Source organism: Bradyrhizobium liaoningense (assembly GCF_018130785.1).
Lineage (GTDB): Bacteria > Pseudomonadota > Alphaproteobacteria > Rhizobiales > Xanthobacteraceae > Bradyrhizobium > Bradyrhizobium liaoningense_A.
In genome coordinates, this window is sequence record NZ_JAFCJT010000014.1 from 101964 (window position 1) to 119311 (window position 17348).

The 17348-nt window shown below is 63.0% G+C and carries 16 protein-coding genes and 1 pseudogene; 11 read left to right on the forward strand and 6 right to left on the reverse strand.

The genetic code is table 11. From position 1 onward, the window contains the following. Positions 1-55 precede the first annotated feature (55 nt). The 6 genes from JQ627_RS25140 to JQ627_RS25165 all read left to right on the forward strand — a co-directional run bounded on the left by JQ627_RS25140 (position 56) and on the right by JQ627_RS25165 (position 3505). Positions 56-1249 (forward strand): adenylate/guanylate cyclase domain-containing protein, encoded by a 1194-nt coding sequence (locus JQ627_RS25140; protein WP_212486781.1) that lies wholly within the window; start codon positions 56-58, stop codon positions 1247-1249. Between the two features lie 343 nt (positions 1250-1592). Then, entirely contained in the window at positions 1593-1865 is a 273-nt protein-coding gene (locus tag JQ627_RS25145) for a hypothetical protein (RefSeq protein WP_212486782.1), read from the forward strand. A 66-nt stretch (positions 1866-1931) separates the two neighbouring features. Beyond that, positions 1932-2144: a hypothetical protein gene (locus tag JQ627_RS25150; RefSeq protein ID WP_212486783.1), complete on the forward strand. Its 213-nt coding sequence runs from the start codon at positions 1932-1934 to the stop codon at positions 2142-2144. Between the two features lie 74 nt (positions 2145-2218). Next, entirely contained in the window at positions 2219-2404 is a 186-nt protein-coding gene (locus JQ627_RS25155) for a hypothetical protein (RefSeq protein WP_212486844.1), read from the forward strand. Position 2405: 1 nt separating this feature from the next. Then, entirely contained in the window at positions 2406-2618 is a 213-nt protein-coding gene (locus JQ627_RS25160; protein ID WP_028158981.1) for a hypothetical protein, read from the forward strand. 89 nt (positions 2619-2707) lie between these two features. Further along, positions 2708-3505 carry an adenylate/guanylate cyclase domain-containing protein gene (locus JQ627_RS25165; RefSeq protein ID WP_212486784.1) on the forward strand — a complete coding sequence of 266 codons (798 nt, stop codon included), beginning with the start codon at positions 2708-2710 and terminating at the stop codon, positions 3503-3505. Positions 3506-3543: 38 nt separating this feature from the next. Here JQ627_RS25165 and glnQ read toward each other — a convergent pair. Further along, a pseudogene (gene glnQ / locus JQ627_RS25170) lies at positions 3544-3688 on the reverse strand (glutamine ABC transporter ATP-binding protein GlnQ); the annotation flags it as partial. A 6-nt stretch (positions 3689-3694) separates the two neighbouring features. Next, positions 3695-4774, reverse strand: a complete 1080-nt coding sequence (locus JQ627_RS25175; RefSeq protein WP_212486785.1) for a Gfo/Idh/MocA family protein — start codon at positions 4772-4774, stop codon at positions 3695-3697. Positions 4775-4963: 189 nt separating this feature from the next. On the opposite strand from JQ627_RS25175, the gene JQ627_RS25180 reads away from it, so the two are divergent. From JQ627_RS25180 to JQ627_RS25190, 3 genes are all read left to right on the forward strand, one after another. Further along, the gene (locus JQ627_RS25180; RefSeq protein ID WP_212486786.1) at positions 4964-5632 is read left to right on the forward strand and encodes a TetR/AcrR family transcriptional regulator; all 669 of its coding nucleotides are present in this window, start codon (positions 4964-4966) and stop codon (positions 5630-5632) included. 516 nt (positions 5633-6148) lie between these two features. Next, entirely contained in the window at positions 6149-6778 is a 630-nt protein-coding gene (locus tag JQ627_RS39160; RefSeq protein ID WP_249143345.1) for a hypothetical protein, read from the forward strand. A gap of 215 nt (positions 6779-6993) precedes the next feature. Continuing rightward, positions 6994-7776, forward strand: a complete 783-nt coding sequence (locus tag JQ627_RS25190) for a response regulator transcription factor (RefSeq protein ID WP_212486787.1) — start codon at positions 6994-6996, stop codon at positions 7774-7776. Here the strand turns inward: JQ627_RS25190 and JQ627_RS25195 are convergent. From JQ627_RS25195 to JQ627_RS25210, 4 genes are all read right to left on the reverse strand, one after another. Then, positions 7773-9245 (reverse strand): HlyD family type I secretion periplasmic adaptor subunit, encoded by a 1473-nt coding sequence (locus JQ627_RS25195; protein WP_212486788.1) that lies wholly within the window; start codon positions 9243-9245, stop codon positions 7773-7775. The genes JQ627_RS25190 and JQ627_RS25195 overlap by 4 nt on opposite strands. Next, complete coding sequence (locus JQ627_RS25200; protein ID WP_212486789.1) at positions 9242-10978, reverse strand: type I secretion system permease/ATPase; 1737 nt, start codon at positions 10976-10978, stop codon at positions 9242-9244. Before JQ627_RS25200 ends, JQ627_RS25195 begins: the two co-directional genes overlap by 4 nt. A gap of 141 nt (positions 10979-11119) precedes the next feature. After that, on the reverse strand, positions 11120-11578 hold the full coding sequence (locus JQ627_RS25205) for a hypothetical protein (protein ID WP_212486790.1): 459 nt from the start codon (positions 11576-11578) through the stop codon (positions 11120-11122). A 259-nt stretch (positions 11579-11837) separates the two neighbouring features. Continuing rightward, the gene (locus tag JQ627_RS25210; RefSeq protein WP_249143348.1) at positions 11838-13268 is read right to left on the reverse strand and encodes a hypothetical protein; all 1431 of its coding nucleotides are present in this window, start codon (positions 13266-13268) and stop codon (positions 11838-11840) included. A gap of 306 nt (positions 13269-13574) precedes the next feature. On the opposite strand from JQ627_RS25210, the gene JQ627_RS25215 reads away from it, so the two are divergent. Both JQ627_RS25215 and JQ627_RS25220 read left to right on the forward strand, forming a co-directional pair. Further along, entirely contained in the window at positions 13575-14387 is an 813-nt protein-coding gene (locus JQ627_RS25215) for a hypothetical protein (protein WP_212486792.1), read from the forward strand. 1166 nt (positions 14388-15553) lie between these two features. Beyond that, positions 15554-16669, forward strand: coding sequence for a DUF2336 domain-containing protein (locus JQ627_RS25220; RefSeq protein ID WP_212486841.1), 1116 nt, complete (start codon positions 15554-15556; stop codon positions 16667-16669). The last annotated feature ends 679 nt before the right edge of the window (positions 16670-17348 follow it).

Genomic DNA, 17348 nt, shown 5'->3' on the forward strand with positions numbered 1-17348 from the left:
GGCCCGGCCGGCGCACTATATCTGCGCAAATGCAGACCGCCGCCGAGGGCAGGATATGACCGCGCCAGACCAAAATCGCCGCACCACGCTATCCGACGGCGTCGTCGACTGGCTGACCAACGGCACGCGCGACGAGCGCTTCATCGACAACATCTTTGCCGAGATGTGCATCCGCCTCCAGCAGGCGGGCATTCCACTCAAGCGGTCGACGATGCACGTCCGGATCCAGCATCCGCAATGGCTCGGCGCCGCCTTCATGTGGTTGGATGGCATGCGCGAGGCGAAGATCTCGCGCGTCGACTTCGACGTGCTCGAGCGATCCGAGTTCATCGGCAGCCCTGTCAGCGAAATGCTGGACGGTGCGAGCGAACTCCGCGAGAACCTCGAGGGCGATCCGTCGCTCGGCCGCAGGCACGCGGTCTATGACGAGATGCGCGCGAAAGGTCTGACCGACTACGTCGCCTGGCCGCTCCACCACACACTTGGCAAGCGTCATCTCGTCACCTTCGCGACCGATCGCCCCGGCGGCTTCGACGACGCGCATCTTGTTGCGCTCAAGAACTTGTTGCCGGTGCTGGCGCTGGTCAGCGAGATCCGCGTCAAGAACCGCCTGGCGCGAACGCTGCTCGAGACCTATGTCGGCTCCCATGCCGGCGAGCTCATCCTGGCCGGGGCCACGCGGCGCGGCACCGGCACGACGGTGCGTGCCGCGATCATGATCTGCGACCTCCGTGACTTCACGAAGATCTCGGACAACTGGCCGCGCGACGATGTCATCGATCTCCTCAACGACTATTTCGACGCGATGTCGGAGCCGATCGCGCGGCACGGCGGCGAAATCCTGAAATTCATCGGCGACGGCCTGCTCGCCATTTTCCCGCTCAGCGGGCCCAACGCCTGCGCGAACCTGCTGCATGCCGTGACCGAGGCCCGGCAGGCCATGGCCGCGCTGAACGAACGGAACAACGGCACCGGCCGCGCGCCGCTGAACTACGGCATCGGCGTCCACGTCGGCGACGTAATGTACGGCAATATTGGATCGTCCAGCCGGCTCGACTTCACCGTCATCGGTCCCGCCGTCAATATGGCCTCCCGTCTCGAAGCCCTGACCAAGCAGCTGGGACGACCGGTGCTGCTCTCGCGCGCCTTCGCTGACCTGGTCGAGCGGGAGTTCGAGCTCGAGCACGTCGGCAAATACGAGGTGCGCGGCTTCAGCGATCCGATCGAGCTGTTTGCGTTTCACGGTTGAGGTCGGTGGTCGCGGTCGCGCGGCCGGTTGGAATCTCGCTGGCGCAAGATTGTCGATGACCCGCGCCGCCGATTGCACCGCGTGGCGGCCACGGCCAGCTTGCCGTCGTCCTGCAAACACCGGCAGTCCCCGAACGACGACGGCGTCGCCGCCCGTCATGGCTTGGATGTGCCGTGATTAACGGTGCATGCGGGCGCCGCTATGACGTCGATCCTGTTCCGGAATCGGGCGATCGCGCAAAACGCACAATTGCCGGGATGCATCGCCTGCACGCGACACAAGTCGTGCTTATGGGCAATATCGGACGCGTTGTTGAAAGATATGTTCGCGCAGGACGCCTAGGTTGGCTTCACTGGCGGCGTTGCGATTGATGCCGCAAGATTTGGTCGAGGACAGTCGATGCGGCTGGCTCGATGCAACAGAAAAGGTGATCGACACATCGGACGCGACCACAAGAGGAGACGACAATGCCAAACTGTTCCCAAGTTTCTGGAAGTCGAACCGCTCGCTGTGCCGCGTGCGACGGCAAGTTTGGCCTGGTCCGCTACTACTCTTGGCGAAAGCCCCTTTGCTCGAAAAAGTGCGTCGAACGTTTGGCGGCGCGCCGGCAGGATGAGCGCGACTGGTTGGGTCGATTTCCGTCGGTTGTCGACATGTTTCCGGAAAACCGCGCGAGGCGCCTATGACCATGCAGATGTCACGACGAGGAAAGGAATATCTCGAGACGGCGCAGAGCCTGCTGCGCGCGGCCCGGACCATGACGGACACCGCGGTCGCGGCCCGTCTCGAGATGCTGGCCAATGACTATCAGCGGCGCGCCGAGAGGGCATCCAGCGTCGATGCGGCGAGGTCATCGGCGCGTTCGGCCGGCGCGCGATACGAATCGTACCCGTGATTGAGGGTTGCGCGGCGAGCCAGTCGCCCAACCAGGATCGTCAGTTTCCTCTCTTGCCATCCCGTGGAGCCGATATGGGCGAAGTTGTTCGACTGGTCACAAGGGCCGAGCGCGAGCGCGAGCGGCTGATCCGGGAAGCACGCGCCATCTATGACGCCGTGTTTCCGCCGGCCGTTCCCGACGGCGAGTGGCCCGTCGAGCCGCGGTCGACCACTCGGGCGGCGACGCAGAGCCCGAGCACGTCGAAGGAGCTCTCGTGACATGATCAAGATCATTGCCGTGCTCTGCAGCCTCGCGTCGCCGACAGATTGCCGCGAGCAGATCGTCACGACCTCGGATTTCGCTGACGTGACGATGCAGTCCTGTCTGATGGGAGCGCCGCAGCTCGCCGAATGGATGGCGCAGCATCCAGCCGAACGTCTCGCGGCGTGGCGCTGCTCGATCGGCAAGCAGGAGGCTCGCAGGGGAGCGTAGGGTGCGAGGAGCCCTGTTGCCAATGCAGGAATGTGCGAATACGTTGGTCGCAGGTCCGCCCAAACGTTCCGTCGACTGGCCGCGCGTTCATGCCAAAATTCCTTCGCATCGGAATCCTTCAGTCGAACGTATCGGGATACACGTCGAAGGCGTGGTGTGTCAGGCGCGTCGGCTCGGCGGTTTTCCTGAAGTGGGGCGCCGTGGAGGTCCAAGGCACCGGTGCCGGGCGCAAGGTCTACTGGACGCGCTCGCCGCAGGAGAAGACGGTTCGGTGCGGCACGGCGCTGCGTGCCCAGGATTACGCAAAGGCCGCGATCGCGCGTCGCCGCAGCCATCGCTATGAGCCGCTGGCCGGAGCTATCGCGCTCCGGCGCCGTCCCGCCGAGCGCGGCACCGATCTCAAGCGGGCGCTTGCCACCATCCTGATCGTCGATATCGTCGGCTCGACCGCCAAGGCCGCGAAGCTCGGCGATGCGCGCTGGACCAAGGTGATGAGCCATTATTACGCAGCCGTCCGCAAGGAGCTGAAGAGCTCGCGCGGAAGGGAAGTCGTGACAACGGGCGACGGCGTGCTGGCGACGTTCAAGGCGCCGGCGGCCGGGATCAGCTGCGCGACCGCGATCCAGAAGGCCGTGCGCACGCTGGGGCTCGAGATCAGGGTCGGCCTGCATGCGGGCGAGTACACGATCAGCGGGGGCGAAATGGTCGGTCTCGCCTTCCACATCGGCACCCGCGTCGCCGCGAAAGCGCGGGCCGGCGAAGTCTTGGTCTCGAGCGCGGTCAAGGATCTGCTGAAGGCACAATCGACGATCAGCTTCAGGGATCACGGTGTGCACCAGCTCAAGGGCGTGCCGGAGCGGTGGAGGCTGTATCGGGTGGAGGATTGAGGCGTCCGAAGGGTGGACACCGGTCCGCCGGCACAGCTTCAGTGATGCGGCAGAATTTCGCCGAGGAATTTTTTTCGTGCGCTCATGTTGCGGACCCCTGAAAAAGATTTCCGGCTCCGCCTCCTCGACGATCCGTCCCTCGGCCATGAAGATCACGCGGTCGGCGACCTGCCGGGCGTCTCCGTCCGACTAGGTCGTTCCCCGCTCACCTTGCCCGAGCGCCGCGTAGCGCTCGCGCAGGTCGATGCGCCGTCGCGCCGTCGCAGCTTCTGCGATCGCGAGCGTCACCAGCAGGCTTCGCGCGCCGTCCTCGACCGGTTGCAGCGACGGCGCCACGCCCCGGACCACATCGCGGAAATGATCGAGCTGCGCAACGTAAGGATCGATCGACGCCGCGTGGTTGGCCTGCGCTTGGATCGGCTTGTTCCAGTCCTGCGCGCCGTTTCCTTGCGTCCATTGATCGAGGCTCGGAAACTCGATCGCGCCGCGGCGGCCCATCACGCGGTAGCTGCTCTGTCCGCTGAACGGAAACTCCGGCGCCTCGCCAAGGCCCTGCTCCATCGTCCACGGGCTCACCGCGCAGTCGCTGAGGAAAAACGTGCCGAGCGCGCCGTTCTCGAACTCGAGCAGCGCGGCGGCGGTATCCTCGACCGCGAAGCCGCGCTGCCGGTTCGCTGCGATGGCCTCCACGGCGACGATCTCGCCGACCGCAAAGCGCAGGAAATCGATCTCGTGGATCAGATTGATCAGGATCGGCCCGCCACCGGCCTGCGAGCGCCAGGGCGCCGTCTTGAAATAGCCCGCCGGCTTGTGCGTGGCCCAGATCGCCGAGACGCCGACGACATCGCCGATACGGCCCTCGCCAAGCAGCGCCTTCAACGTCTTCACCTGCGTATGATGGCGTCGGTGATGCCCGACCAGCGATTTGACGCCGGACTTGCGGACTTCCGCGATCAGATCGGCGGCCGTCTGCAACGTGTCCGTGACCGGCTTCTCGATCAGGATGTGGATGCCGCGCCTCGCGCATTCGACGCCGTTCTCGGCGTGGAGCTGATTGGGCGATGCGATGATCACGGCCTCGGGCCGCGCCTCGTCGAGCAGCTTCCGGTAATCGGCGGAAACGCGCACGCCGGGCTGCTCGGCCGCGACCTGCTCGGTATTGATGTCGGCGATGCCGGCGAGCTCGTAATCGCCGTGCTCGGCCAGCTTGCGCAAATGCTTGCGCCCGATCAATCCCGCGCCGATCACGCCAATCCTGATTCTCGTCATCTCATGCATTCCGTTGGTCGGAGCTGGAGCGGCGGTCGCCGATCAAGCGCATGTGTCCCCTTGCCTCTTAATTATCCAACCGATTAATTGATAATTATCCAGTGGGATAATTGATGTCAAGCCGCCTCGATTGCCCTATGGATGGGTGGCGAGGGAGCCGGCGGCCGAAGCGAAGGACCGAACTGCGAGATGGCAAGTGTGAAGAAGCAGCCGGCGCGGGCGGCGAAGCCCGCACCGATCAAGCGGCGCGATCGCCAGCGGACACGGCAGGAGATCCTCGACATCGCGTTCGAGGAGTTCGCCGAGAACGGCTTGTCCGGCGGCAACACCGACGCCATCGCCGCCCGCGCCAACATCACCAAGCGGCTGATCTTCTACTACTTCAACTCCAAGGAAGAACTGTTCACCGCGGTGCTGGAGATGGCCTATGCCGAGATGCGCGCCGCCGAGGAGGACCTGCATCTCGAGGCGCTGGAGCCGGAGGCCGCGATCCGCCGGCTAGCCGAATTCACTTGCGATTTCCACCAGGCCCATCCGCAATTCGTCCGTCTCGTCAGCATCGAGAACATCCATCGCGGACGGCACATGGCCAGCAGCCGCAGGCTCAAGCAGATGACGCAGCCGAGCATCAGCCAGATTGCCAAGGTGCTGGAGCGCGGCGAGGCCGGCGGCGCGATCCGGCCCGGCATCGATCCGATCGAGCTGCACATGACGCTGAATGCGCTGAGCTTCTTCGCGGTCGCCAACCGTCACACCTTCGAGGCGCAATTCGCCTCCGACATGTCCTCGCCAAAGGCAAAAGCCCGGCGCCGCGCCGCGATCGCCGACCTGCTCTGGCGCTACGTGCGGAAAGATTGAATCACGCGCGCGCGAGCCATCGGCAAATCTTCGATCGGAGGGGGCGGCGTGACGCGCGAGGTCGCGTTGGCAAAACTCAGTATTTTGCTGGGCGCCGGGCCGCCGGCCGCGGCCTGTCGGGACTGGATGGGCGTGAGCTTCTTCGGCGAGCTATGATCGTTGAGCGGACGCGGATACCGCCCGCACGCTTCGCTCAGCGCTTCTAGTGTGGCACGGGCTTGCCTGGCCGAAGCTCGCGAAGCGAGCCTAGGCTGGAGCCAGACCGTTATGAGCGGCGGAATATTGGTCAGCTTCGTTGATCTTCCTGCGTTTTGGCCCGATCCGACTGCTTTCGTTCCGCGTCGTTCGGGCCGTTTCCGGGCTCTTCGCGGTAATCTCGGCATGGGTCTGGAGGCACGTGCTGGACAACCGCGTTCGCTTAATGGGCGTTTAACGCTTTTGCGCAACAGATAGGTCACCAGCGCGGAATTAGTCCTAGTTACAAGTGCGAGCCGAGCTCCCGAGGAGGGGAATCGGATGGGACTGCTTTTTGTCGGAGTGCTGGCAGGAGTGCTGATCGGCTTTGGCTGGTTCGCGCCTTCCCGAGGGTATTTCCTCGGGTGCGTGTCACGCCCCTGTTTCGACAGGGTCGCTGTCGCCCAACCCGCGCAGCCAATGCCGACGGCGTTGGCGCAAGAGCCTGCGGCTGTCAGATCGAGTTCCGCAACGCCGGCAAGGCCCGGCAAGTCATCATCTCCCAAGACATCATCCCCCAAGACGTCATCTTCGAAGACATCACCTCCGAAGAAACGCGGATCGACCGACCTTGCCAAGGCGGCGCCTCCCCAGACGAGCATCAGCGTCCCGGCACCCGAACGGCCCGCGGAAATGTCGGACCCTGCTCTGGACAAGGCGAAGGTTGCGATCGCGACGCAGATGGGGGAGCTGGAAATGGCGGAATTCAGCGACGTGAAGCGCGCAATGCGAAAGAACATGCTTGGACGCCGCGTGGATACGATTTGCGGGCGCGTGAAAGGAAGAAGCGCGTCAGGCGGCGAGACTGGAGAGAGGCTGTTTCTGTATCTCGTGAAGGAGGATGAAGCATATGTCGTCGACGGCAAATCAGGGTCGGCGGCGTCAACCGCGTATCGAAATATCTGCAATTGAGGGAATGCGTCGACTGCGCCACGGCGTGGTGCGCGTCCAAATGATTTGAGCGGAAAGAATTTCCACCCAGGCGCCAGGTGATCCCGCAGTGGATATGGCACTAACGACGGCACTGCGCCGCTCTCGTGATGATGCATTCAGGTTGAATGCAGCGGCAGGGGAGACGCAATACGGAATGGGAATATCGCGGAAGTTCTTTTCATCTCGAGGAAATCATGCACGACATAACCAACACCTCGAAACGACTCAATGGCTCGCTGCACTTGCCGGTTCTGGTGATCATCGAGCCGCTCCTGTTGCCTCGCACATGCATTCTGAACGTCCTCAGGCGGGAATTGGACGAACTTGAGATCCTTGACATGGCAACGGTCCAAGGCCTGGACTGCATGTCAGCCCGCGATGTTCGTCTGGTGGTGCTGAGTATCGCCGACAAGCCCATCGGCGATCCCTCGGTTGAGGACGATCTCGGCTTCGTTGCGGAGTGCTGTCCCAACGCCGCCGTTGCAGTCCTGTCAAACCTTGACGACGAGCCGACCGTGCAGGCCGCGATGCAGCGGGGCGTGCGCGGCTTTCTTTCCACCTCGCTACCGATCGAGATCGTCATAGCCGGCCTGCGCCTTGTTCTTGTCGGCGGTGTCTACAGGCCGTTGCCCGTGACCGGGATGATCAGGATACCGGACTTCGAGCCGCCGGATGTGCGCGGACCTGCGCCCGCATATCTGATGAATGAGGGAGCCAGAGCGGCGATCGAGAGGAGCGTGACCGATCTTACGCCTCGTGAGCAACAGGTCCTGGCGGAATTGGAGCTCGGCCTGCCCAACAAGCTGATCGCCGCCAAATTGAACCTCTCGGAAAGCACCGTCAAAATGCACATCCAGCATATCATGAGGAAATGTGCTGCGCACAATCGCACGGAAGCCGTCCTCCGCTGGCGCGGCCGGTTGCCCGCGCCGAGTCGCGAGCACGACCCTGGCGTGGCTCCGATGCCGGAGACCTAATCCTCTTTGAATGCTCCACGGAAGCTGTCGAGCAGGGGCCTGAGTGCGTAGAGAGCCACGGTACCGCGCCCTGTCGTGATGAACACCTGAACCGGCATGCCGGGGACGATCTGGATGTCGTTCGCGACGAACTGCGCATCGTCGATCCGGATCTTGGTCGCGTAGTATGGCTGGTCGGTCCGCTTGTCGAGGAGGCGGTCTGCGGATACGTGTACGACGGTTCCCTTCAGGCGAGGCACGCGGCGCTGATTGTACGGTACGAGGTGAACCTCGGCATTGAGGCCGGGATGAACCACATCGATGTCCTCGGGCCTCAGGCGCGCGGTCACGATCAGGCGGTCTTGCCGGGGCACCAGGTCCATGAGCGGAGCGCCCGCTCCGATGACGCCGCCGGCCGTATGAATCCGCAGATCGGTTATCACGCCGTCCTCGGGCGCCTTGATCTCCGTTCGCGATAGCTGATCCCTGGCCGCAAGCAACCGCTCGCGGAGCTGGAATATCTGGTTCTGCGCTTCACGAAGCGACTGTGCGATCTCGTTCTGCCTCTCGCTCTCGAGCTTGAACAATGTGGCCTGCTGTTCGCTGATGACCTGGCCGGCGCGGGAAATCTGCGCGACGATCTCGCCGCGGCGGCCCTCGACGTCGGCCAGCTCCCGCTGCAGGTTCAGAAGCCGCGGCCGCCGCTCGAGTCCCTTGTTCACGAGGGTCGCGACCATATCCAGTTCCTCCCGAACGATGTCGACCCGCTGCCCGGTGGCGGTTTCCTGAGCCTTGAGACCTTCGATCTCCTTCTCGACTTGACGCCTTCGCTCGCGAATGACCGCAAGCTGCGACTCGTGAACCTGCAGGCGTGCCTGGAAAATGAACTGCTGCGCCGACACCGCAGCGGCGGCCACTCCGCTCTGCTTGCTGTCCTGTTCCAGCGTGTCCGGGATCGCGATCTTCTCGAATCTCTGCTGCTCGGCTTGAAGCCGTGCGGCACGGGCAGCTGCGTCCCAAAATTGGCTTTGAAGGCTTTGCACCTCCGAGCTCGCCCGGGTGTCCTCCAGCGCGACCAGCGTTTGGCCGCTTCGCACGATGTCGCCATCCGAAACAAGGATCTTGCTGACGATACCGCCTTCCAGATGCTGGATCGTCTTGCGGCTCGATTCCGATTCCACGACGCCGGCCGCGATCGCGGCGCTCTCGAGCGGCGCGAGGCTCGCCCATGTCCCAAGCCCCAGCATGAAGCAGAGCACCAGCAGATTGCCCGCGACGGTGATGCCGCGAAGCCTTCCGCGCGGAGAGGTCGGCGTGGGCGTCGAGCACCATGGAAATTCCAGAGGCTCGAAATCGTCGATAGCGGTCACCACGACGCCCGATCGCCGGGCCGGCGGGGGGCTCGCCGGCGCTCGCATGAGCTGGTCCCAGATCATGGGAAGTCTCGAGACGGCGGGATGCTTCCAGATGGTGAGAGAGTTCCAGGTCATGGCGCAATCTGCGAAGTAACCTGGGGTCGGCTCAGGTGCCGTTCAAAGATGTCCTCGCTGTCGCCGAACGCGGCGACCGCACCGCCCTCCATGATGGCAATCTTGTCCGTGGCGGCGAGGAGACCCATCCGGTGAGTGACGACGACAAGGATGACGCCGGCGAGCTTCATGTGCTCGATGGCATCCAGGAGCATTCGCTCGCCCCCGTAGTCGAGGCTGGCGTTGGGTTCGTCGAGAACGACGAGGCGTGGACTGCCGAAAAAGGCGCGGGCAAGGCCGAGGCGCTGCCGATACCCGCGCGAGAAGGTCGCTTCACTCTGAACCACCGTGTCGTACCCCAGCGGCAGGCGCGTGATCGCCCCATGGATACCGACGAGCTTGGCCGCTTCGACGACCTTCTGCCGGTCGGCATCTTCAAGGCGTGCGATGATGTCGTTGATGGTGTCGCCGAGCAGGTTGATGTCCTGGGGGAGATATCCGAGGCGGTCGCCGTTTCGGCCCTCGCGCAGCAGCGAGACGTCGGTATTGTCGAGGAGGACACGGCCATGCGTTGGCATCGACAGCCCGGCGATCACCTGCCCGAGCAAGGACTTGCCTGACCCGGACGGACCGATAATGCCAAGGCATTCTCCGGGCATGAGGCTGAACGAGACACCGTTCAGCAGAAGATGGTTGGTCCCCGCAAGCCTGACGTCGACATTGTCGACGACGAGGCCGCTTGGCGCCTGCAGCGGAGAAACCTCCGCGCTCTGCTGCCGGGCGACGGGGAACGCGGCGAGGAGAGCGCCGAGCCGCTGACAGGCGCTCACGGCCGTCACGAGCGATTTCCAGCCTGCGACCGCACTTTCGACCGGCGCGAGCGCCCGGCCGAACATCAGCGTGGCAGCAAAGATGATGGCCGGACTCTTCCCGTGATCGAGGACGAGCCATGCAGCAGCCCCCATGATCAAGACCTGCGACAGCGCGCGAACCGGCTTGGTGGCCAGCGAGACGATCTCGCCTCGCCGGAGTGCCACATCGTGCTCTCTGCGGGCGTGCTGCGCGTCACGGTGGATCATGCGCGCAGCGCTATCGAACATTCCCATGGCGCGGATCATGTGGATGTTGCTCGCTGCGGTCTGGAGGCGGCCGCAGCTCCTGGACAGTGCGGCGCCGGATCTGAGCAGAACGTCTTCCGTGACCAGCTCTCCGGCAACCGTGAGCGCGAACAGGAAGCCGATGCAGCAGGCGCCCACCACGCCAAGCAGGGGATGGATCAGAAACAGGACAAGGAGGAACAAGGGCGCCCAGAGCGCGTCGAACAGCATCGGACATGCGCCGGACTCGACGAACTGGCGCAGCACGGTGAGATCCCGATATGCGCCCGACGCTTGCGTCCAATCGCTGCGAAGCGCCGATTCGAGGCCGGCCGAAAGCACGCAAGGACGAAGGCGGTCGTCGAGCCAGGCGCCAAGGCGTCCCAGGACGGCGCGCCGCAATGCATCGAACACCCCGCCGACGACCACCGTGATCGCGACAATCAGCGTGAGCAGGAGCAAGGTGTCGCCGCTCCGGCTCGACAACACCCGGTCGTAGATCTGAAGAAGATAGATCGAGGGCGCAAACAGGAGCAGGTTGTAGCTGCAGCTATACGCGAATACGAGACCGAGCGGTCCCGCGCAGGACCGGAGGGCCGCGTGAAGTGGCGTCCCGATCTGCGGCAGGATAGGGAACCGAATGGGCGGCATCAGCATGATCGTCACCGCCTGAAATCGAGGTCCGGCGCACTTGACCGAAGGCCGACGCAATTCGGCAACGGCATCGGTAGATCATTGGCGTGAAATCCAGGACCGGCGGTCGCGGCCGCCGGTCCTGCCAGTCGGACGAGCGGCTGCTCAGAGCGTATCGAGATGGAAGGTCACTCCGCCACCCCATGCGAAGTTGCCGTCTCCGCCATCGCCGCCGATGCCGGCCACAACTTCCTGGTGCTGGTCCACCATGACCTTGTTGATCTGGGTGGCATCCGTATTGGCGTAGACCTTGGAGGTATCGTAGCCACTGTAGGACTTCTGGCTTCCGTTCGACTCGGCGTCTCCGCCATGGGCCTTCGAAAAATACGAGGCCTTCGCGTTGGCGCCGCCGGCATCCCAATCCGCCGTCTGTTTAACGTGATCGCCGGTGCTCACGTGCACGTCGGAACCGACCGCCTTGTTGGTCGGATCGAAGTTGACAGTCGGCTTGCTGATGATGGCTCCCTTGAAGGTACCGTCGCCGCCATTTCCGGCACTTTGGCCACCGGTGTCGATCGATTTGACTTTGATCGTATCCGAGATGTTGATTGCCTTTGGCATCATTTGAGGCCTCCCTCATTCTGTTGGCTTTCGTGCATCATCCATCCCAATCAGGCGGACGCGCGCGGCAAGTCTGGTCCGCCCACGCGCGATGGCGATAGATGTCAAATCGGACACCATCCGGTAGGTCGGCCTACGTACGAAAGGATGACATTCATCGCGCAGCGCCCGGGCTCGCAGCATCCGGGAGGGCGCACAGCGCGAGCTTGCGTCGTGTCGACGCAGCTCGCGATCGGGCTTGTGCGAGCGGCGCGATGTCTCGCTATGCCACCAGGTGAAGGTCCGACAGAAGATGGGCGGAAAGATCGCCACCCAGTGCGAGATTGCCGTGGCCGCCGTCCCCGCCAACACCGGCGATCTGGACCGCACTCTGGTCGATGTGCACGTTGTTGACCTGATCGGCCACGGCCGTCGAATGAGGCCCCGCGATTGCGATATTGATGGGTGCATAGATTGCGACGCTGACATCGATCAGGCTGCCGGAAAAATATCCGTTGCCGCCATTGCCTGCGCCGTTCGAACCGGTCGCGATCGAGTCGGAGCAGCCATGGGAAAGAAGGCTTGCATAGCCGCCCGCCGCGGCGTTGCCGTTGCCGCCGTGCCCGCCAATGCCGGCGATCTGAAGAACGGATTGATCGACGTAGGCGTCATTTGTCTGGACCGAATGAACGTTGGAACCATAGCCCGCGACTGCGATGTTGATCGGGTCGTAAAGGACGAAGGACGTATGGACTAGCTCGCCGTAGAACGCGCCGTCGCCGCCATTGCCGGCCTGGCTTCCGCCCGTTTGAACGTCCGGGACGCCCGCTCCGTTGCTTGATCCCCAGCTTGGGTCGAGCGTCATGACGCTGCCGCCGGCGGCCACGTTGCCATGTCCGCCACTTCCGCCGACGCCCGCGATCTGAGTGGCCGACTGATCGATGTCCACCGTGTTCGATTGACTTGCATGCGCAGTGCCGCCCGCGGCCGCCACCGCAATATTGATCGGATGATAGATCACCACGGGAGCGTCCACGATCGCACCCGAGAAATAGCCACTGCCGCCGTTTCCGGCGCCGTTGTCGCCGCTCGCGATGGCGCCGGCGCCCAAGGACGTACTGACGCTGCCTCCCGATGCAATGTTGTCATTGCCGCCATGGCCGCCGACGCCGGCCATCTGAAAGGCGGACTGATCGACATTCAGATTGTTGGACTGGTTGGCCAGGGCGACCGAGCCGTACCCCAAGCTCACCGAGATGTTGATCGGTTGATAGATCAACAGGGACGCGTGAATCATACTTCCGTAAAAGAAGCCATCTCCGCCGTCCCCGGCCGTGTTCGCTCCGCTCTCGACCGTCGCAATGCCCATCCCGGGATGTGATGCGCCGGAAGTGGGCGTGGTGGACGAAACATCCGAACCCGCCGCGGCGTGGTTGCCGGCGTGGCCGCCCGCGTCGACCCCCGATGTGGGATGTTTGGATTGAACCGGATCGGAGTCACGATGCTGGGTATTCGCGCTCGCGGGGTGCGCTCCAGAATCTGAAAATTGACCTGCAGGCGGGCCGGGACGATGGACCAGGGCACCACCGCCGACCGCGTCAGTCAGGAAGGGTGCGCTCGGTGCCGGACCCGCTTCGTCGTCACCATCGTACCCATCGTGGCGATGGGAGGCGTGATGCAGCCGGATTGCATCCGACATCCGCGAAAAATCCATCGTAGCCTCCCTCATCGCAATCGCTCCGCGCGATCGGACGGGTTCTGCACTCCGGACAGAATGTCATCCCGGGAAGGTCGAAAGCCCAGTCGTCAGTTCGGATGTAGCGCTTCGTCTGGCAGCCGTAACATCGGCTACATCCGTTCGGGTGCGGTTACAGCCTTTGCGTCAGTCGCCCTTCTGCTGCGCACGCATCTCTCCGGCGGTCAGAATGAATCCACCGCGTTGCCCGATTTAAGTCGCATTGCGACCTAGGTCAGAGCCAAAGCTCGTGCCCGGCCAGGGGGCGCAACACCGGGGGTTTTCATGTCCGGTAATTTGCGATTTTGTTTCGCCGCTTTTGTACTTCTTGCAAGTCTGCCGACGTCGTCAGCGTCTTCGAATCCATTATCCGCATTCTTCAATTCCGATCCCGCGCCAGCCGCCGTGCCCGCTCCAGCGGAAGTGGAGTGCTTGTCGCGGCCCGGCAGGTCGACCGCCGACGATCGGCGCTGGGTCTATCGCGTGGAGGGCCGGCGCAGATGCTGGTTCCAGGCCGCCGAAGGGGCAGAGGCGGTGAAGAAGCCGCTTCGGCAACGCGCCGCCAGACATCGTGTCGCCGCGGCCGAAGAGAACCAGACCGCTCCGCGCAAGCGAAAGGCGGTGGTGGATGCGCGCGCGGAGCTGCCGCGCTCCGCACCTCAGGATATTTCTCGGCCGGGCCCGTCCGCGCCCGTGCAGGTGGTCGATGCCAGTCCCGTTCTTGCGACCGGGATCGCGACCCGCGTGTCGCCGGCCTCCCTTTCCAAGCGCGCGAACGACCGGCTCGCGGCTGACGAGATCACGCCGCGCCAGGTCGACGTGGAGGCACTCCTGGCGGCGATGCCGGCCGCCAGTGACGTGGTTGCCGCCTCGGCGGCGCCGCTCGCCCTTTCCGCCGCAGAGGCGGGCGATGACGGGTGGGGCTGGACCTGGCTTGGCATGCTGCTGATGGGTTTGGGGCTTCTCTCCGTCCTGAGCGCGAATCGAAGCATTCGGTGGGATGTGCTGCTGCACCAGCTATCATTTGCTTGCCAGCGGCTGCTGCTGGTCATGACGCGACTACGCGGGGAGGCGAGGCAAAGCGGCCATTCGGCCTGAACCGCACGTCTCGGATCGGCTCCGGCGGCGACCTGAACAGCTGAGACGGTCTTTGGTTCAGGTCGGACTTTCCGAACAGGCGTCGGGGCCCGATCTTGCGCAGGGCAATGTCATGCTCGACGCCTTTTCGCGCGACGTGCGGTCCATCCGTGCTCAAGAGAATGTTGGCATACATTCGGTGGCTCCCTTGCTCGTCGAACAAAGTGATGCCTGGGGAGTAAGGGCTGATACGGGCTGTGGGTCCACGCGCGTTGTCGGCTATGGTCTCGCTGTCACAGCCTCGGAAGGCTCGCCTGGCACGAGGTGAACACGTCTGGTTCTCGGCCAACTAAACTTTTATTCACGATCGATGCAGCCAACCGAATCCGGTGCCCGTCTCTGTCGCGCGTTCGCGAAGATTGCAGGCGCCTCGGGCAAATCGAAAACTACTTTGTGAATTGGGAATACGAGCGCGACAACGCACGTCTAAGGGTCGTGGATCGGATCTCTTGCCTCGCGGGGGATCAACCAATCGAAAGGAACCACCACGATGACATCATTCAAAAACTCTATCGGATCAGTCCTGTCCAGGGCCTTGTTGACCGGACTGGTCGTCACCGCAATCTCTGGCGCGCCGCTCCAGGCGCGTGAGCACCGCACCAGCGATCGACACGCCGAACAGAGCCGGTCGATCGCCGCGCCGGCCCTCCACGCATTTGCGCCAATGCCCTCGCAGCAACCGGATGGCGTTTGCGACCACGGCGATGACCCGATGATATGCTGAAGGACCTCGCCGACGTTACGGTGGCAGTGCACCTGATTGATGACCCTTCGAGCCCGCGAAAGCGGCCGTGGTTATTGAATGCACTGTCACCGTAATCCCTTAAGCGTGGGCCGAACCATTCGGTGGGCCGTGCCCCAGCCGAGGTCATCTTTCGCTTGCCGGAGGCTTCTGCTGGTCAGAACGCGCGACCTCGCGGGTGCAGCTACGTTCGGCGTCGACAGCGTCCGCCTCCTCCAGGCCAGGCAATACCTAAAATTCGATCGATCTGATTAGGCGGACCTTATGCCTGATCCAGGGCGGCGGGAATGATTTTACCGCGTGTTCAGGTCTGGGGTGGTGTCATCGCCCATTCCTTTGAAATCCGCTTTTGTCGTTCGATTATTTTCAAACTGCGAGCGCATCAATGGCTGCTATCACGTCATTCTTGGCCGAGTTGGACGAAGCAGTTGCGAGAGGAAATCCCGAGAGTTGTCTGCGGGCGCTCTGGCATGCGGCAGACATCCTGATCGCCGGCACTTATTCCGAGGAGCAGATCTGGACGTTCGGTGAGGTCATCGGTCGTCTCGCGCAGGAGATTGAAGCGAGCGCGCGGGCGAAGCTCGCGGGAAAGCTCGCATGCAGTTCGAACGCGCCCTATGCGTTGACCCGGCAGATGGCAAGCGACGACTGCATCGATGTCGCATGGCCGGTTCTCAGTCAGTCGGAGCGCCTCGACACCGAGACATTGATTGCGTGTGCCAGGAACAAGAGCCAGCAACATCTGCTTGCAATCTCCAAGCGACAAACGGTCCCGGAAGCGGTCACCGATGTCCTGGTGGTGCGGGGATCTCCCGAGGTCGCAACCTCGGTCGCATCAAATGCCGGGGCTAGTCTCTCCAAGTCCGGATTCCTGCACCTGGTGCGGCGGTCGGAAGGGGATTCGATCCTCGCTGAATCGGTGGGACTTCGAAAGGATATCCCTCGGCATCTCTTCCACCAGTTGATCGCCAAGGCCTCCGAAGAGGTGCGGCAAAAGCTGAAGAGGGAGCGTCCGGATATCGAAAGTCAGGTCCATCGCGTCGTCGTCGATGTCACCGGGGCCATTCACGCCAGGTTTGGCCCGGCGTCGAAGGATTACTTCACGGCGAAGCGCACGGTGGCAAAACTGCACGAGAGAGGCGAATTGACCGAAGACAAGGTCTTCGAGCTTGCGCACTCTCTCAAGTTCAACGAGACCACCGTCGCCCTGTCGTTGCTCTGTCAACTTCCAATCGATGTCGCGGAACGGGCATTGATCGAGAAGGATCGCGAGCCGGTGTTGATCCTGGCCAAGTCTCTCGATTGCTCATGGCCCACCACGATGGCGCTGCTGTTCCTGGGCGCGCCCAACTACCGGATCACCGCCGGCGAGCTGGATCAATTGAAGACCGATTTCCACCGGTTGAATGTCAAAGCGTGCCGGGAGGTCGTCACCATCTACCGAACGCGAAAGGAAGAGGTTTTCGGCGGCTCGTTTCAACAGCCTCGGCGCATGATCTAGGATCGCAATTGCGGTGACAGTGCGCTTAATTCAAGAGCCTTCGAATCCGCGAAACGGCCAGTGTCACTGAGTGCACTGTCACCGTAATCCCGACTTCAAACATGCATGGATGTGGGTGTCACGCAACGGTGAGCGTCGTTCGCGCAGCCGTGATTTTCTACGGCGTGTCTTTTCTCAAGCGCATACCTACGTAATCCCTGTCAAAAAAGTTCTAAGGAAACGCTTTCAACAGAGCAGCCGATTCTAGCCAGCGAACGCTCCGCACGAAAACAACAACCGTTCGGAGTACCACTATGACTGGATTCAGGACTTCCATAATTGCAGCGATGATATCGATTGGCGCGATAAGCTCTGCAAATGCCCAGTGCCCGACATGGGCGAATTCAAATCCAGCTTCGTTTCAGGCGCAGTATCCCAACAGGGATATATTGAACGACTGCGAGTTGACGCCAGCAGGCAGAATGGGCCTCGAGCTCCCCGGCGGCGCGGCTCCCTGGTTGGGGCCCAACAGGGCTTATGGCGCAATGCCTGGCGTTGCTCAACACCACAGCTTTCAGCACCGATCGCGGTGAGGAGCTTAAGATATGCCCGGATGGTCGGATTGCGGTCCGTCGATCGCGACATCGCGATGTTCGCGGCTCCCGGAGCTCTGCAGGCGTGCCGATCTGCTCCGACATGG

Coding starts and splice junctions, on each gene's coding strand:
- JQ627_RS25140 (WP_212486781.1), top strand. CDS start 56: ATGACCGCGCCAGACCAAAATCGCCGCACCACGCTATCCGACGGCGTC.
- JQ627_RS25150 (WP_212486783.1), top strand. CDS start 1,932: ATGACCATGCAGATGTCACGACGAGGAAAGGAATATCTCGAGACGGCG.
- JQ627_RS25155 (WP_212486844.1), top strand. CDS start 2,219: ATGGGCGAAGTTGTTCGACTGGTCACAAGGGCCGAGCGCGAGCGCGAG.
- JQ627_RS25160 (WP_028158981.1), top strand. CDS start 2,406: ATGATCAAGATCATTGCCGTGCTCTGCAGCCTCGCGTCGCCGACAGAT.
- JQ627_RS25165 (WP_212486784.1), top strand. CDS start 2,708: ATGCCAAAATTCCTTCGCATCGGAATCCTTCAGTCGAACGTATCGGGA.
- JQ627_RS25175 (WP_212486785.1), bottom strand. CDS start 4,774: ATGACGAGAATCAGGATTGGCGTGATCGGCGCGGGATTGATCGGGCGC.
- JQ627_RS25180 (WP_212486786.1), top strand. CDS start 4,964: ATGGCAAGTGTGAAGAAGCAGCCGGCGCGGGCGGCGAAGCCCGCACCG.
- JQ627_RS39160 (WP_249143345.1), top strand. CDS start 6,149: ATGGGACTGCTTTTTGTCGGAGTGCTGGCAGGAGTGCTGATCGGCTTT.
- JQ627_RS25190 (WP_212486787.1), top strand. CDS start 6,994: ATGCACGACATAACCAACACCTCGAAACGACTCAATGGCTCGCTGCAC.
- JQ627_RS25195 (WP_212486788.1), bottom strand. CDS start 9,245: ATGACCTGGAACTCTCTCACCATCTGGAAGCATCCCGCCGTCTCGAGA.
- JQ627_RS25200 (WP_212486789.1), bottom strand. CDS start 10,978: ATGCTGATGCCGCCCATTCGGTTCCCTATCCTGCCGCAGATCGGGACG.
- JQ627_RS25205 (WP_212486790.1), bottom strand. CDS start 11,578: ATGATGCCAAAGGCAATCAACATCTCGGATACGATCAAAGTCAAATCG.
- JQ627_RS25210 (WP_249143348.1), bottom strand. CDS start 13,268: ATGGATTTTTCGCGGATGTCGGATGCAATCCGGCTGCATCACGCCTCC.
- JQ627_RS25215 (WP_212486792.1), top strand. CDS start 13,575: ATGTCCGGTAATTTGCGATTTTGTTTCGCCGCTTTTGTACTTCTTGCA.
- JQ627_RS25220 (WP_212486841.1), top strand. CDS start 15,554: ATGGCTGCTATCACGTCATTCTTGGCCGAGTTGGACGAAGCAGTTGCG.